The sequence below is a fragment of the Alicyclobacillus macrosporangiidus CPP55 genome (assembly GCF_000702485.1).
GTDB classification, from domain to species: domain Bacteria; phylum Bacillota; class Bacilli; order Alicyclobacillales; family Alicyclobacillaceae; genus Alicyclobacillus_H; species Alicyclobacillus_H macrosporangiidus_B.
The window spans coordinates 146,123-161,497 of record NZ_JNIL01000001.1 but is presented as its reverse complement, the minus strand read 5'-3'; the positions used below and the strand labels follow the sequence as shown (position 1 = coordinate 161,497).

General features: G+C 64.0%; 12 protein-coding genes and 3 tRNA genes. 3 read left to right on the top strand and 12 right to left on the bottom strand.

Translation table 11 applies throughout. The annotated features are described in order from the left end of the window. Positions 1-160: 160 nt before the first annotated feature. From N687_RS0100870 to gltX, 10 genes are all read right to left on the bottom strand, one after another. Complete coding sequence (locus N687_RS0100870) at positions 161-1,000, bottom strand: hypothetical protein (protein ID WP_029420068.1); 840 nt, start codon at positions 998-1,000, stop codon at positions 161-163. A gap of 129 nt (positions 1,001-1,129) precedes the next feature. Then, the gene (gene sdhB, locus N687_RS0100865) at positions 1,130-1,930 is read right to left on the bottom strand and encodes a succinate dehydrogenase iron-sulfur subunit (RefSeq protein ID WP_051662839.1); all 801 of its coding nucleotides are present in this window, start codon (positions 1,928-1,930) and stop codon (positions 1,130-1,132) included. Between the two features lie 3 nt (positions 1,931-1,933). Beyond that, the gene (sdhA, locus tag N687_RS0100860) at positions 1,934-3,637 is read right to left on the bottom strand and encodes a succinate dehydrogenase flavoprotein subunit (protein WP_051663514.1); all 1,704 of its coding nucleotides are present in this window, start codon (positions 3,635-3,637) and stop codon (positions 1,934-1,936) included. 115 nt (positions 3,638-3,752) lie between these two features. Continuing rightward, positions 3,753-4,370 carry a succinate dehydrogenase cytochrome b558 subunit gene (locus N687_RS0100855; RefSeq protein WP_029420065.1) on the bottom strand — a complete coding sequence of 206 codons (618 nt, stop codon included), beginning with the start codon at positions 4,368-4,370 and terminating at the stop codon, positions 3,753-3,755. Positions 4,371-4,531: 161 nt separating this feature from the next. Next, positions 4,532-6,307 carry an excinuclease ABC subunit UvrC gene (uvrC, locus tag N687_RS0100850; protein WP_029420064.1) on the bottom strand — a complete coding sequence of 592 codons (1,776 nt, stop codon included), beginning with the start codon at positions 6,305-6,307 and terminating at the stop codon, positions 4,532-4,534. Between the two features lie 21 nt (positions 6,308-6,328). Further along, positions 6,329-8,149 carry an RNA polymerase sigma factor gene (locus N687_RS0100845; protein WP_029420063.1) on the bottom strand — a complete coding sequence of 607 codons (1,821 nt, stop codon included), beginning with the start codon at positions 8,147-8,149 and terminating at the stop codon, positions 6,329-6,331. A gap of 147 nt (positions 8,150-8,296) precedes the next feature. Continuing rightward, a tRNA-Lys gene (locus tag N687_RS0100840) sits at positions 8,297-8,372 on the bottom strand. 3 nt (positions 8,373-8,375) lie between these two features. Next, positions 8,376-8,450: transfer RNA gene (locus N687_RS0100835), tRNA-Glu, on the bottom strand. Between the two features lie 2 nt (positions 8,451-8,452). Continuing rightward, positions 8,453-8,526: transfer RNA gene (locus tag N687_RS0100830), tRNA-Gln, on the bottom strand. Between the two features lie 107 nt (positions 8,527-8,633). Further along, positions 8,634-10,115 (bottom strand): glutamate--tRNA ligase, encoded by a 1,482-nt coding sequence (gene gltX, locus N687_RS0100825; RefSeq protein ID WP_029420062.1) that lies wholly within the window; start codon positions 10,113-10,115, stop codon positions 8,634-8,636. Between the two features lie 162 nt (positions 10,116-10,277). Between gltX and N687_RS0100820 the strand changes: the two genes are divergently transcribed. Next, a complete protein-coding gene (locus N687_RS0100820) occupies positions 10,278-10,616 on the top strand; it encodes a hypothetical protein (RefSeq protein ID WP_231493360.1) in 339 nt (112 codons plus the stop codon). Positions 10,617-10,746: 130 nt separating this feature from the next. Further along, positions 10,747-11,568 (top strand): prolipoprotein diacylglyceryl transferase, encoded by an 822-nt coding sequence (gene lgt, locus N687_RS0100815; protein ID WP_029420060.1) that lies wholly within the window; start codon positions 10,747-10,749, stop codon positions 11,566-11,568. Between the two features lie 133 nt (positions 11,569-11,701). On the opposite strand, the gene hisC is transcribed toward lgt, so the two are convergent. After that, complete coding sequence (gene hisC, locus N687_RS0100810) at positions 11,702-12,802, bottom strand: histidinol-phosphate transaminase (RefSeq protein ID WP_029420059.1); 1,101 nt, start codon at positions 12,800-12,802, stop codon at positions 11,702-11,704. A gap of 204 nt (positions 12,803-13,006) precedes the next feature. On the opposite strand from hisC, the gene ilvA reads away from it, so the two are divergent. Then, the gene (ilvA, locus tag N687_RS0100805) at positions 13,007-14,233 is read left to right on the top strand and encodes a threonine ammonia-lyase (protein ID WP_156039991.1); all 1,227 of its coding nucleotides are present in this window, start codon (positions 13,007-13,009) and stop codon (positions 14,231-14,233) included. 31 nt (positions 14,234-14,264) lie between these two features. Here ilvA and cax read toward each other — a convergent pair whose 3' ends face one another. After that, positions 14,265-15,323 carry a calcium/proton exchanger gene (gene cax, locus N687_RS0100800; RefSeq protein ID WP_081841615.1) on the bottom strand — a complete coding sequence of 353 codons (1,059 nt, stop codon included), beginning with the start codon at positions 15,321-15,323 and terminating at the stop codon, positions 14,265-14,267. Positions 15,324-15,375: the final 52 nt, after the last annotated feature.

Below are 15,375 nucleotides of genomic sequence, written 5' to 3'. Positions count from 1 at the left end.
CCGAACGGTCTGCCTGCGGATTGTCGACGATCGACAATTCCGTAGACAATGAATCCTATGGACAATGCCGAGAAATCATCCCAATTATGCAAGACAAAGCGCGCCCATGTCAACTGGGCGCGCCCTCGCGCGTCTTGTACAACGTTCACAGGCGGCGGGATCATTCCGGGTGAGAGCCGGTCAGCACCGAAGGCCCGGACGCCGCTGCGGTTCCCAGGGAGACCTGCGGGCCACTCCCTTCCCTGGTGGCACCTGACGGAAAGAGCCAGCCGCCCACCCGTGACGCGACCAATGCCTGCTCATCAGGTGTCAATTCGGACCACAGTTGGGATGCGGCCTGCTGAAGCAACACCACATCGCTGCCATCAAATGCCCGGGCACCTTGGAAATGCGCCGCGATCCAGGCCAAGTCGGCATTCGACAGATGCGCCTGCGCCCACGCGGCGAAATCCGACTGTGCCCTGGCTGTGTCCCCAGACAACAGATCCCCAGCCAGCCGCTGCAGGTCCGTCGGTTGCATCTGCCCCGCCGCACGCGTCAGAATGCTCTCCAACTCCTGGATATCGGCGGTCGACCACACCGCTGCGCCAGCCTGCTCCGTGCCGTCGCCTGGTAACGCGCCAAGGCCCCCGGTATCGTCACCCGTGGCGCCCCCTGCACCTGTGGCTCCCGAGCTCGTCGCGTCCACCGCCACCGTCGTCCCTGCCAGACCTGGCACCGAAGTGGCTCCTTCGTTCGTTCCGGAGCCCGTCACTGGACCACCTTTGTCCACGCTGGACGCCGGTGTCTCTGGGCCCGTGGACGCGTTCCTACCCGTGCCTGACACGGCCGGACTGTCCGCCGGTTCTGCCCGCATCCAGCGGACCATCGAGTTCAACCCACTTCGGATCATCCCGTCCACCCGTCCGGCGGACGGCAATTCCGCCGTCAAGACGCTGGCAGTAGCCATCACCGTCAGCGTTGCCACCGCCACCACCAAACCTGCTTCGAGCCTGCGCACAGACAACCACCTCAGCTCCAGTATCGGCGCAGGCCGTCCCCGGTAAACCCACTTGGATCAAAAAGAAATCGGTGGACGCGGGATGATCCCGCTCCACCGACCCGTGGTGAAGATCAATGGATGGCCTTTTTACTTCTTCAACCATGCTCCCAAGGCGTAGTAGGTCACCTGACGGTTCATCGCCGCGATGGACGTCGTCAGCGGAATGCCTTTCGGGCAGACCTGCACGCAGTTTTGGGAGTTGCCGCACTCGTGAATGCCGCCCTCACCCATCAACGCCTCCAACCGCTCCTCGCGATGCATGGCCCCAGTCGGATGCGCGTTGAACAGGCGCGCCTGCGAGATGGCGAAGGGGCCGATGTAAGAGCTGCGCTCGTTGACGTTCGGGCACGCCTCTACGCACGCGCCGCACGTGAAGCAGCGGGACAACTCGTACGCCCACTGGCGATCCCGCTCTGGCATGCGCGGGCCGGGTCCCAGGTCGTACGTGCCGTCGATCGGGATCCACGCCTTGATCTTCTTCAGAGCCTCGAACATCCGGCTCCGGTCCACCACCAGGTCCCGCACCACCGGGAAGGTGCGGGCCGGCTTCAGGCGGATCGGCTGCTCCAGCTTGTCGACGATGGCGGAACACGCCTGCCGGGGCTTGCCGTTGATCACCATCATGCACGCGCCGCACACCTCTTCGAGGCAATTCATCTCCCACGCCACCGGCGCAACGGGCTTGCCGTCCTTGTTGACCGGGTTGCGCTGAATCGCCATCAGGCAGGCGATGACGTTCATGCCCGGCACATAGTCGACCAAAAACTCCTCCGTGTACGGTTGAGAGTTCGGATTGTCCTGCCGCTCGATGATCAGATGTACCTTTTTCTTCTGCTTCGCTGGGGCCGTCGCCTGAGCGTCGGTCCGGGTTGCCGTCGCTTCGGTCATCCGTCAGGCCTCCTTCGCCACTGCGTAATTGCGCTTCCGCGGCGGGATCAGCGACACGTCCACATCCTCGTACGAAATGCTCGGACCGTCCGGCGTCCACTTGGCAATGGTCGTCTTCAGGAAGTTCTCGTCGTCGCGCTCCGGGAACTCCGGTTTGTAGTGCGCGCCACGGCTCTCGTTGCGCATGAGCGCCCCGATGGTGATGGCACGGGCCATCTCGATCATGTTCCCCAGATGGCGCGTAAATTGGGCCATCTGATTCTCCCAGCGCGATTTGTCGACCACGCCGATCCGCTTCCACCGCTCCTTCAGTTCCTGGAGCTTTTCGTCCGTCTTCTTCAAGCGATCGTTGTACCGGACCACCGTGACGTTGTCGGTCATCAACTGGCCGAGCTCACGATGCAGCTGGTACGGGTTCTCCGGCCCGTCCATTTTGAGAATGGCTTCGAACTTCTCCTCCTCACGACGCCGGTACTGCTGGTACAACGTCTCCGGCAGGCTGTCGCACGACCGCTTGAGGCCTTTGATGTAGCGCACCGCGGCCGGTCCCGCAATCATCCCGCCGTAGATGCAGGACAACAGCGAATTCGCGCCGAGGCGGTTGGCGCCGTGGTACTGGTAGTCCGCTTCGCCCGCCGCGAACAATCCGGGAATGTTCGTCATCTGGTCGTAGTCGACCCACAGCCCGCCCATGCTGTAGTGCATCGCCGGGAAGATGCGCATCGGCACCTTGCGCGGGTCGTCGCCGACGAACTTTTCGTAGATCTCCAGGATGTTCCCCAGCTTGACGTTCAACACGTCGGCCGGGATGTGTGACACGTCCAAATACACCTGGTTTTGCCCGTCGATGCCGAGCCCCATGTCGACGCACACCTTAAAGATGGCGCGGGTGGCCACGTCACGCGGCACCAGGTTCCCGTACTCCGGATACCACTCTTCCAGGAAGTACCAAGGCTTTCCGTCTTTGTACGTCCAGACGCGGCCGCCCTCGCCGCGGGCCGACTCGGACATCAGGCGCAACTTGTCGTCGCCCGGGATGGCTGTCGGATGGACCTGGATCATCTCCGGGTTCGCGTAGATGACCCCCTGCTGGTACATGATGGAGGCCGCCGATCCGGTGTTGATCATCGAGTTCGTGCTCTTGCCGAAGATGAGGCCGATCCCGCCGGTGCAAGCCACCACCGCGTCAGCCCGGAAGGTGTGGATCTCCATGGACCGCAGGTCCTGCGCGACGATGCCGCGGCAGACGCCCTCGTCGTCCAGGACCAGACTCAAGAAATCCCACCCCTCGTACTTCTGGACCAAGCCGGCCACCTCATGCCGGCGCACCTGCTCGTCCAGCGCGTACAGGAGCTGCTGCCCGGTCGACGCGCCAGCGAAGGCCGTGCGGTGGTGCTTGGTGCCGCCAAACCGCCGGAAGTCGAGCAATCCCTCGGGCGTACGGTTGAACATGACCCCCATGCGGTCAAACAGGTGGATGATGCCCGGCGCCGCCTCGCACATGCCGAGCACCGGCCGCTGGTTGGCGAGAAAGTCGCCGCCGTAGATGGTGTCGTCGAAATGGATCCAGGGCGAGTCCCCTTCACCCTTGGTATTGACCGCACCGTTGATACCGCCCTGGGCGCACACGGAGTGCGACCGCTTCACGGGCACCAAAGAAAACAGGTCGACCGGAATGCCTGCCTCGGCGATCTTGATGGTGGTCATCAAGCCCGCCAGGCCGCCGCCGACCACAATCACGCGTTGAGTCGTCAAGTGGGGTCCCTCCTTACCTCAGCAGGCGCAACCGACATATCCGCGCCCGAATGGTCCTGTCGCCCGCTCAGGCTGCGCGGGTGAAGGCGAAAATGGCTTCGATGCCGACAGCCGCCAGCACGACGAAGATGACCATCGTCACGTACGCCGTGACGCGCTGCGCGCGCTGGCCCACGGTGATGCCCCAGTGGATGCAGAACGACCACAGGCCGTTGGCGAAGTGGAACGTCGCCGCGACCACGCCGATCACCATGAACCACAGATAGGCCGGATTGGACATCAGTTGATGTACCATGTCAAATGTGGGCGCCCGCCCGGAGAAGCGCGTGGTCCACAGGTGGTAGATGATGAACACAAACGTGATCACACCCGTCACCCGCTGCAGCACGAACAACACATTCCGGCCCCACGAGTACTGCCCGGCGTTGTAACCAGACGTGAACGCAACGTACAGGCCGTACACGCCGTGATACGTCAACGGCAGGAAAATGAAGAAGAACTCGATGAAGTGCAGGAACGGGATGTGTTGAATGGTATCGACCGCGCTGTTGAATGACGCCGCACCGGTGGTGGCCATGGCATTGGTGAACAGGTGTTCCAGCAGGAACAGCCCGACTGGGACCACCCCGGCCAGCGTGTGCAGACGGCGCAGTACGAACTCCGAGTGAGATTGCGCTTGTGCCACCTAAGTGCCTCCCTTCGAGGTCTCCCCGGTCCCGACAGCGTGGCCGACGACATATGTAACGGCAGTCGCGGACGACTGCCTCGCCAGGGTAGGCCTTCCTGATTCCCTTGTAAATTGTACTGATTGCGCATCACACCGTCAAGAAACGGCAAAGGGACGTTTCAACCCTTCGCCGCCAGGTGCTGCTGAATCTTTTCCGCCAATTTCTCTCCGATGCCCACCTGGCGAAACGCATCCAGCGGCGCCTCCCGAATCGCCTGAAGGGATCCGAAATGTGCCAACAGTTTCTTGCGCCGCTGCGGTCCAACGCCCGGGATCTCGTCGAGTACCGACGCCAGACCGGTCCGCTTCCGAACTTGGCGGTGGAAGGTGACGGCATACCGATGCACCTCGTCCTGGATCCGCTCCAGCAGGTAAAACGCCTGCGAATGCCGGTCGATGGCCACCGGCTCCGGATCGTCCCGGAAGAACAGCTGACTTGTCCTGTGGCGGTCGTCTTTCGCCAGACCGCACACCGGGATGTCAAGATCCAATTCGTTCTCCAGGACGTCCAGCGCTGCCGCCAACTGGCCTTTTCCGCCGTCGATCACGATGAGATCCGGCAGGGGCAGCTTCTCCTTCAAGACCCGAGTATACCGGCGCCGGATGACTTCCCGCATCGAAGCGTAGTCGTCCGGCCCCTGCACTGTGCGGATCTTGTACTTCCTGTATTCCGCCTTCGCCGGCCGCCCATCGACGAACACCACCATCGCAGCCACGGCGTCCGCCCCCTGCAGGTTGGAGTTGTCGAACGCCTCGATCCGGTGCGGAACCGGAATGGCCAGGATGTCCCCCAACTCGGCGACCGCCCCGAGCGTCTTTTCCTGGTCGCGCTCCATAAGCCGGAGGCGCTCTTCCAAGGCCAGGCGGGCGTTTTCACAGGCGAGATCGACCAACTGGCGCTTCGGGCCGCGCTGGGGATGCAGGCAGCGGGCGTGGAGCCAACCCGCCAAGGCGTCGCTCGCCGCCCCCTGCGGCAACAGGATCTCCTTGGGGACGTCGTGCTGCGCGAAGTAAAACTGTTCCACGTACGACATGAAGTCGTCGAGGGGTTCACCGTAATGCGGCATGATTGCGACAGAGCGCTCAATCAGCTTGCCGGCGCGGACGTAGAACACCTGGACACACAACAAGCCCCGCTCGGCCGCGAAGCCGAACACGTCCCGGTCGACTTGGTCCGCCACGGTCACCTTCTGTTGCTCCATGACCCGGTCGATGTGCTGGATGAGATCGCGCAGCTCCTTGGCTCTCTCAAATCGCAGGGCCTCGGCTTCCCGCTGCATCTGCTCCCTCAACTGCTCCTGCACGGCTCGGTGGCCACCGTTGAGGAACTGGGTGATCTCCTTGGTGATCTGTTCGTACGTCTCCTTCGGGACGTGGAACTCGCATGGAGCCAGGCACTGCCCGATGTGGTAATAGAGGCATACCTTCTTTTTCAGCGTCCGGCATTTGCGCAGCGGGTACAACCGTTCCAACAGGCGTTTGGTCTCCGCGGCAGACGTGGCGTTCGGGTAGGGGCCGAAATACTTGGCCTTGTCGTTCTGCACCCGGCGCACGATCTCCAGGCGCGGATGCAGCTCGTTGGTCAACTTGATGTACGGATATGCCTTGTCGTCCCGCAGCATGATGTTGTACGGCGGCGTGTGCTGCTTGATCAGGTTGCACTCGAGCAACAGCGCCTCCACCACGGTGTCGGTCACGATGTATTCAAAATCCCGGATTCGGGATACGAGTGCCTGGGTCTTGCGGTCGTGCGATCCGGTGAAATAGGAGCGCACCCGGTTCTTCAGCACCTTGGCCTTACCCACGTACAGCACCTGGCCCCGTTCGTCCTTCATGAGATACACGCCCGGCTTCGCGGGCAAAAGCGCCAGCTTGGCCCGGATTCGCTCATCCATTTCACCGCCCTCCTCTCTCCCTCAATTGACCGATGCGACCACCAACTGGGTGACCCCGCCCGTCGTTTGGACCCACGCGACCCGCTGATCGGACGCCGTGAAAAACGGGACCGAACCTGCCAACTGGCCAGCGGGTTCCTGCGCCTGTGCCGCGGAGGCGTCCGTCAAAGCCCCCATCCAGACGTGGACGAGGCCGCGGTGATCCTCATCGGGCGTGGTCTCGCACCACCACAAATCGCCCGCCTCCCCCCGGACCGGCCAGTGAGGCTGCGCGTCCGCTGGCGGTCCGACGTACCGCGCCAGTTGATCCGACCACGAGAGGGTATACCAGGCGGTGGTCACCGGCGCAGGGCCGTCCGACTGTCCTCGGATGCCTTGGAACACGAGGGTCCCACCGACGATGGCCGGTTTGTCCATCACGCCAAAGGGCGCGTTCAGCTGGCCCGCGTTGACCAACGCCCGCAGCGGAGCCTCTCCAGATAATGTATACACCTGAACGGGCGCCCCGCCGGAGGCGCCTGGCGGCCGTTCGGCAGCTTGGACCACAATGCGGCCTCCACCCACCGCGACGGCCGGAGGCGCCGCGGCGGGCTCCGCCGAGAGCAAAAGGCCGGAGGCTCCACTCGGAAGATACAATCCGTACAGCTGTGTGACGACATCCGGCCCGGACGCGGGTTTCCACGTGACGACGGCGACCGCCCAGTCTCCGGTGACATGGACGGACCAGTCGGCGATGGTCCAATTCACGGGTTGCCTTGTCCCTCGGTCGTTCAGCGGGGGGACCATCTCGATCCGGCCAGCGTCTGCCAACGCCTTGTCCAACGCGGACCCGGAGCCCGTGTAAGGGGCTTTCTGCAACTTGATCGCCGGCCAACTGTCCGTCGCCTGCACCAACTGGGGCAGATACAGTCCATCGGGAGCCAACACGGCACGTCGCAGTGAGTCCAATGGGAAGTCATTTGGCAGCCGGAACTGAGCGTTCTCACTCACCGGCAAGCCTTCGAAGGGGGCCGGGAGACCGGGAGCGCTCGGGTGAGCGGCCGGTGGCGGCGGCGTCACCGCCGCGGCCTCCGGGCGATAGGCGCCGTAAACCGCCGACCCCAATCCGAACACCAGTAGAATCCCGGCGCCGATGGTCCACACCACCGGACCCCGGTGGTGCCGTTCCGCCTCGATCTGGGCGGCGGTGGCCCGAATCCACTGCTCTGTTCGGTGGTACAGCCACTCCGGGACCTGCATGTCCGCCACCTGCGCCTCTACCCACCGGACCTGATCCAGCGCATCCTCAGGCATCGGCCACCCGCGGACGGCCGCTTCCGCAGCCAACTGCCGCCGTGCAGCCGCCCACCTCCGGGTGATCACCCGCACCGGGAGCAGGAGCAGGCGCTCCAGACGGTGCGGCGAAGGATCGCTGAAAACGGAGGCGAGCCACACGGATCGAAGCTCCGGCTCCAACCGGGCGATGACCTCCGCCAACGCCGCAGCCGGGTGCGCCTCCGTCGGCTGGATGCTCGGCTGGTCACCGGGATCGCCGAAGGGTGCCGTGTCTTTCGTCAGCACCGGACCTCCACCGGCCGTGGCACAAACGGCCAGGGCGGCGCTGATCACGGCGTCCTGTTCGTGCGCATAATCCGCAACGCGCGGCGGCCGCCGGCACAGCGCCACAAACGTCTCCTGGAACCCGTACTGCGCCTGCCCTTCGTCTCCGGTGTACAGGTACGCCAAGCGGAGCACCCGATCCCCATAGGCTTCCAACCATTGCGCTGCCAGGCGCCGCCTTTCTTCATCCAACGGATGCAACCACCGACCCTCCCCCGGCCACGTCTGCTTCCATTGTACCACCCACCAGGCCCCCCACCGCCAGGCGTTCTAGCTGCCAGCGGCCTTGGGAAGCCACCCGTCACCCGCTCGCCACCACCAGGTCAACAGACGCGAAAAAGCCGCTGGGGTTCCCCGCAGCGGCATCACACTCTGTCGTCGGTATCGGGTTGGTGGGTCATGAAGGAATCGAACCTTCAACCTGCCGATTAAGAGTCGGATGCTCTACCAATTGAGCTAATGACCCAGGTGGTGACCCTAAGGGGATTCGAACCCCTATTACCGCCGTGAGAGGGCGGCGTCCTAACCGTTAGACGATAGGGCCACTGGCTGCCGAACTAGGACTCGAACCTAGACTAACTGATCCAGAGTCAGTCGTGCTACCATTACACCATTCGGCAACGTCCCGCCGACACTTCTGGATTATAGCGGGGGCCCACCCCGCTGTCAACCCGTCCGACGGCAGGAAATTACGACCAATCCCTCTCGTTGGCATCCGGCAGGTCCGTCAGACGGACCGCCGGATCCACGCTGCGGCGGCCCGCATCCGGGTCTGGCACTCTGCCCGGCCGAGCAACGCCATCACATCAAACAACCCCGGCCCCACCGTCACGCCGGTGAGCGCCAATCGAGTGGGGTGAATCAACTCGCCGCCCTTAATGCCCCACGCTGCGATGAGTGACCGGTACACCGCCTCCACGTTCGCCGCGGTGAAAGGCGTCGCGCTGTCCAGAGCATCCGCGGCCTCGAGCAGGCGATCCGCAGCCGCCGTGGTGAAATGCTTGCGCACCCCTTTCTCGTCGTACGCAGCCGGAGCCTCAAAGTAGTACGCCATGCTGCCGGCCAGTTCCCCCATGCTGCGGCTTCTCTCCTGCACGGCCCTGACCAGGTTCAGCAGCCAGGCCAACGTCTCCCGTCCCGGGTCCGCGCCGACCCAGCCTCGCTTCTGCAGTGTCTCCCAGATCAGCGACAGGGCACGTTCCGCCGGCATGGCCCGCAGGTAGTGGGCGTTGAGCCACTCGAGCTTCTTTACGTCGTAAACCGCCGCGTGCTTGGTCACCTTCTCGAGATCGAAGACCGCCACCGCCTCGTCGCGGCTGATGACCTCACGATCTTCCCCGGGGGAGAATCCGAGCAGCAACAGATAATTGATCAGCGCTTCCGGAAGGATCCCCTGTTCCCGGTATTCCTGCACACTGGTCGCGCCGTGCCGCTTACTCAGCTTGCTGCGATCCGGTGCCAGGATCATCGGCACATGGGCAAACGCCGGAATGGGAGCGCCGAGCGCGTGGAACAGCTGGATGTGCCGAGGCGTGTTGGACAAGTGCTCCTCCGCGCGGATGATGTGCGTGATGCCCATCAGATAGTCGTCCACGCAGCTGGCGAAGTGATACGTAGGCATACCGTCGCTCTTCCAGATGACAAAATCGTCGATCTCCGCGTTGTCGAACGCCACGTCTCCCCGGATGAGGTCGTGCACGACCGTCGTCCCTTCCTGCGGAGCCCGCAGGCGGTAGGCCGGCCGTTCCCCGGCCGCCAGGCGCCGCTCGACCTCCTCCCGGGTCAGATCCCGGCACCGGCCCGCGTAACGCGGCGCCTGTCCCGCGGCCTGCGCCCGTTCCCGATCGGCCGCCAGCTGCTCCGGCGTGCAAAAACAAGGATACGCCTTGCCCGCCTCCACCAGTTGCTGAAGCTGCGCACGGTAGATGTCGAGGCGCTGCGACTGCCGGTAGGGTCCGTACGGCCCGCCGACATCCGGACCCTCGTCCCAATCGATTCCGAGCCAGCGAAAACCGTCGAGAATCTGCCGGTAGGACTCCTCCGTCGAACGGGCCAGGTCCGTGTCGTCGATCCGGAGGACGAACACACCCTGGTGCTGGCGTGCGAACAGCCAGTTGAAATACGCGGTCCTGGCTCCTCCAATATGTAATGATCCGGTCGGACTGGGTGCGAACCGAACCCGTACCGGTCCGGGTTGCGTCTGTGCCATGCCGATGCATCCTTTCTCCTTGGATTCAAATCCTCCACATCTGGCTTCACGCCCGGTGGCGGCAGAGGCGCGCTTTGCCGCCGAGGATAGTTTGGCCTTCCCCACCACACGCTATGGACTGGACGGCCGCACGGCCGGATCCAGACAGGAGGTGCCGTGTCCGTGGACGAACACCGTCAAGTTTCAAATGAGACACACGTCACGCAAAGTGTCAACTCTGGCCGGTACGATCCCGGGCCGATGGTGGAATCGGGAGAACCGAACGCGGAGCTGGCGACCGTTCAAGCCCAGCGCAACGACCTGATGCCGGAGGAGTTCCCGGACGGCCCGTACGGCGCTGCCATCCAGCCGGATCACCTGGGCAAGTCCGGGCATTGGCGCCCCGGGCAGGCGTCCATCTCGCCCTACTGGGATGAAAACCCGGTTTTCTCGGACCGCAAACGCCCCCGCCGGGAGCCGCCTCACGACGCGCCGTCCGGCTCCATCGAAGGCCAGAACTAACCTCTCCGCCGCCTCCGAAACTGCCGCAGCCCGGACGCCCCGGGCTGCGGACAGGCTCCATTGTACCATGCCCACCCAGTGTTATAATAGACAAGCTGGGTATGTGTGCCCATATGAGGAGGCGAAACCGTTGCATCAGTACTGGTTTTGGATCGGCCACTTTCCGGTCCGCGCCTACAGCACCATCTTTGCAGCCGCGTTTTTGCTCGGCCTCGGCGCGGTCCTGTACTTTGCCCGCGCGGACGGAAAATCCGAATATGTCCCCCATTTCTGGAACATGGCACCTGGCCTGCTCATCGGCGGGCTGGTCGGTGCGCGGTTCTGGCAGGTGTTTTTCTTCGACTGGCCCTATTACCGGCAGAATCCGGCCGAGATCCCGGCGATTTGGCACGGCGGTCTGTCCATCCAAGGCGGCGTCACCGGCGCATTTTTGGTGGCACTCTGGTACATCTGGAGGCACCGCCTCGACCTGTGGGTCATGGCGGACATCGTCGCGCCGGGCCTCTTGCTCGGCCAAAGCATCGGCCGCGATGCCAATCTGATGAACGGCGACGCCTTCGGAGATCCCACGCATCACGATTTCGGCCTGCTGTACCCCCAAGGTACACTCGCCCGCATGACCTACGGGGATCAACCCCTGTGGCCCGCCGAGGTGTGGGAGGGACAGGCCGACGTCATTCTCTTCGCCCTGCTGTTAGTGTTAAAACAACGCCGTTGGCCCAAGGGCTTCCTGTTCGCCTATTACCTCGTGTCTTACAATGCCGTTCGGTTTTTGCTCGAAATGCTCCGGGGAGACTCGCCTCGCTATCTGTTTCACTGGGACGCCGCCCAATGGACCGCCGCACCGCTCGTCCTCGCCGGGCTCGTCTTGGCGGTCTATCTGTTCTGGCGTGACCGGCGCCGCGGCCAATCCCCTATGGAGGCGACGGGAAGCCCCGGCGAATTGGACTGACCTCTCCCGGATAGCGGTCGCCCCAGCGGATGAAACCTTCCGTCCAGAGTCCGGGCCAACCCCCGTCCAGCACGACAAGGCCGCCCCCGGCGGAGTCACCCTGCCGGGGCGGCCATGCAGCCCTGCGTGTATCTCAACCCCGTTGGCGCAGCACCGCCGCCAACGCCTCGATGCAAGCCTCGTTTTCTTCCTCCGTGCCGAACGTAATGCGCACATGATCCGGCAACCCGAAGCCCGCGCGCACCATGACCCCGTGGGCCATCAAGGCCTGAACGGTGCCCTTGGCGTCTTTCGTCTCCGCCAGAATGAAGTTCGCCTCCGTCGGAACGGACGGTACCCCCAGTTCCGCCAAGGCCTTGGCGTAATACGCCCGGCTCGCCTGCGCGTGCGCCTGCGACCGGCGCCGGTGCTCCTCGTCCGCGAGCGCCGCAACGGCCGCTCGTTGGGCCACCCGATTGACGTTGAACGGCTCCCTCACGCGGTTGACGAACGACCACACCTCCGGGTTCGCCAAGCCATAGCCGACGCGCAACCCTGCCAATCCATACAGTTTCGAGAAGGTGTGCAGCGCGATGATCCGCGCATCCGCCAGCAGCCGCGTGTCCTCGACCACCCGCTCCGGGTGCTGAGAATAGTCGTTGTACGCCAGATCCAACACCACCAGCACATCCTCCGGCAGCCGTTCCAACAGCCAATCCAGCTCCCGTCGCGTGATGATGGTCCCCGTCGGGTTGTTGGGCGTGCACAGATAAACCAACTTGGTGCGCGGGCCCACCTTGTCCAGGACAGCCTCCACGTCGTAGGTGAAATCCGGCCGAAGCGCCGCCGGGACGACCGTCGCCCGCATGATGGCCGCGCCGAATCCGTATTGGGAGAACGAGGGCTTCGGGACCACCACCTCGTCTCCCGGATCGAGAAACGTCTCCGAGATCAACTTGATCAGGTCGTCCGATCCGTTGCCCACCAGCACCGCTTCCGGAGATACCCCGTGGAACGCCGCGATGGCCTCCCGCAGCAGCTCGCTCGACCCGTCCGGGTAATGGTGCAGCGTCTCCAGCTCCCGCCGGATGGCCTCCAGGGCCAACGGAGAAGGACCGAGGGCATTTTCGTTCGCATTCAGTTTGATAACTCGCGTCAGTCCGTAACGGTGTTTCAGCTCGTCGTCGGTCAGGCCAGGCTGATACGGATCGATCCCGCTGATGCCCGGCCTCACCCGGCTCGCCACGTCGACCATGCCAGCGCCTCCCCTCGGCGGGCAAGCGCCCCGCCCGAGTTTCTCTCATCTCCCAGCTCTGCTACAATGACATCGGCCATGGACATGGGCCATGACCGTCGGCATCGGCCTGCGCGCCTGGCGCGGCCGGCCGGCTGACCTTAGCTTAAACGAGCCCTGCAAGAAACACAACCACCGGTTCAACCGCGGGAAGGAGTCCGGCACATGTCGGTTCATCAGATGAAACGGCCCACTCTCGACGACGTGCGACAAGCCCAAGAGCGTCTTGCGGGCGTCATTCAACAGACGCCACTCGATCCCTCACACACCTTTTCCGCCCTGTCCGGGCACCGCGTCTTCTTGAAACTCGAGAACCTGCAGAAGACCGGATCATTCAAACTGCGTGGCGCTTACAATAAGATCGCCCAGCTGTCACCGGAGGAGCGAGAAGGCGGAGTGATCGCCGCCTCCGCCGGCAACCACGCCCAGGGCGTCGCATTCGCGGCATCGTGCCACCACAGTCCCTGCGTGATCGTTATGCCAGAGGCGGCGAGCCTCGCCAAGATCTCGGCCACCCAAGGTTACGGCGCGACCGTCGTGTTGTCGGGCACGAGCTACGACGACGCCTACCAGCACGCCCTGGAGTTGCAAAAGGTCCATGGCTATACGTTCGTGCACGCCTTTGACGACCCGCTGGTCATCGCGGGGCAAGGGACCATCGGCCTGGAGATCCTCCAGCAGCTCCCGGAGGTCGACGCCGTGGTCGTGCCGGTGGGCGGCGGTGGTCTGGCGGCCGGTGTGGCCTTGGCGGTCAAATCCCTCCGCCCCGCCGTGCGGGTGTACGGCGTTGAAGCGGCGAACGCTGCCTGCTTCCGGCACGCGCTCGACACCGGGCGCGTGGAGACCATCCCCGCGCAACCCACCATCGCCGACGGCATCGCGGTGCGCCGGCCGGGCCAGCTGACGTTCGAACTGATTCAGACGTATGTGGATGACGTGGTGACGGTGGAGGAGGAAGAGATCGCGAGGACGCTCGTGCTCCTGCTGGAACGCAGTAAGTTGGTGGTCGAAGGAGCGGCCGCGGCGGCCCTGGCCGCCTGCATCACGAAGAAACTCCCGTCCGGCCTCGGCAACGTCGTCGTGGTGCTCTCGGGCGGGAACATCGATGTCACCGTGCTCTCGCGCGTGATCGAACACGGATTGGCCGACGCCGGCCGGTATCTGCGGCTCGCTGTCCACCTGTACGACCGCCCGGGCGCGTTGCGCGACCTGCTCGACGTGTTTGCAGCGCTCGGCGCCAACGTGGTCTCCATCCAACACCACCGCGTCGGCACCGGGATCTCCCTCGGCCAGACCGAAGTGGAAATTGACCTGGAGACGCGCGACGCGAATCACGTCCAGATCATCCTCGAGCGGCTGTCGGCCAAAGGGTATACGCCGAAACTGCGGTAACGGAAACAGGCGGGGGATCTCCCCGCCTGCTTTACAACATGGACGGCAGCGTGTAGAAACCCACCGCCATGACCAGATACGCCCCTAAGGCCAAGGCGCCTTCCAACCAGTTGGACTCCCCGTCCATCATCAAGACCACGACCAGCAGCACGGCTGCCCCCATGCTGGCTAATTCCGGCCACGAAAACAACAGCGGCATCGGGTGCCCAAGGGCGAGACTGGCGAGAAACAACACCGGCGCGACGAACATGGCCACCTGCAGCGTACTGCCCACCGCGATCTCCAAGGACAGGTCCATGCGGTTCTTCCACGCCATCCATACTGCCGACGCGTGCTCGGCAGCGTTGCCGACGATGGCGACGATGACCACGCCCATGAACACCTCGCTCCACCCCATGCGGGTGGCCAACTCCTCGATGCTGCCGACCAACCATTCGCTCGCGAAGGCGACACAGACGGTGGTGATGAGCAGCACGCCGATGGCCGGCCACAGGCGCCAGTGCTGCTCGTCCTCACCCGCGTAGTGGTTGATGGACTCGAACACCTCCCGATGGGTGAACAGAGTGAAATACAGCCCGGACAAGTACAGCAGCAAGGAGACGAGGGCGACGACCGTCGACATGGTGAGGCTCGCCGCATCCTGGCTTGTGCTGAAGATGGCGGGCACGATGAAGGCGACCCCGACGCTCAACATCAACATGGATGCGTTGCTGCGGGCGGCGCGAATGTTGAACCGCTGGATGGGATGACGGATGCCGCCGACGAAGAAACTCACACCGAGTACGAACAGCATGTTGCCGAGGATGGAGCCGGTGATGGACGCCTTGACGAGCGTCGACATCCCCGCGTTCAGCGCGATGACCCCGATGATCAGCTCAACGGCATTGCCGAATGTCGCGGACAGGAGTCCGCCCACCCGCGGTCCCGCGTGCGCCGCGATGGCTTCCGTCGACCGGCCCATCAAACCCGCCAAGGGAATGATGGCCGCCGCGGAGAAGAGAAACACAACCACCCCGGAAGCTTCCACGAACTTCGCGTATCCTGCAATGATCAACAGTGCCGCTGTCAGCGGCCACACCCACCGGCGCAACACGTCATTCCTCCCAGCCGATTGCCGGGTCCGGCCCGCCCGCCGCCCAAGC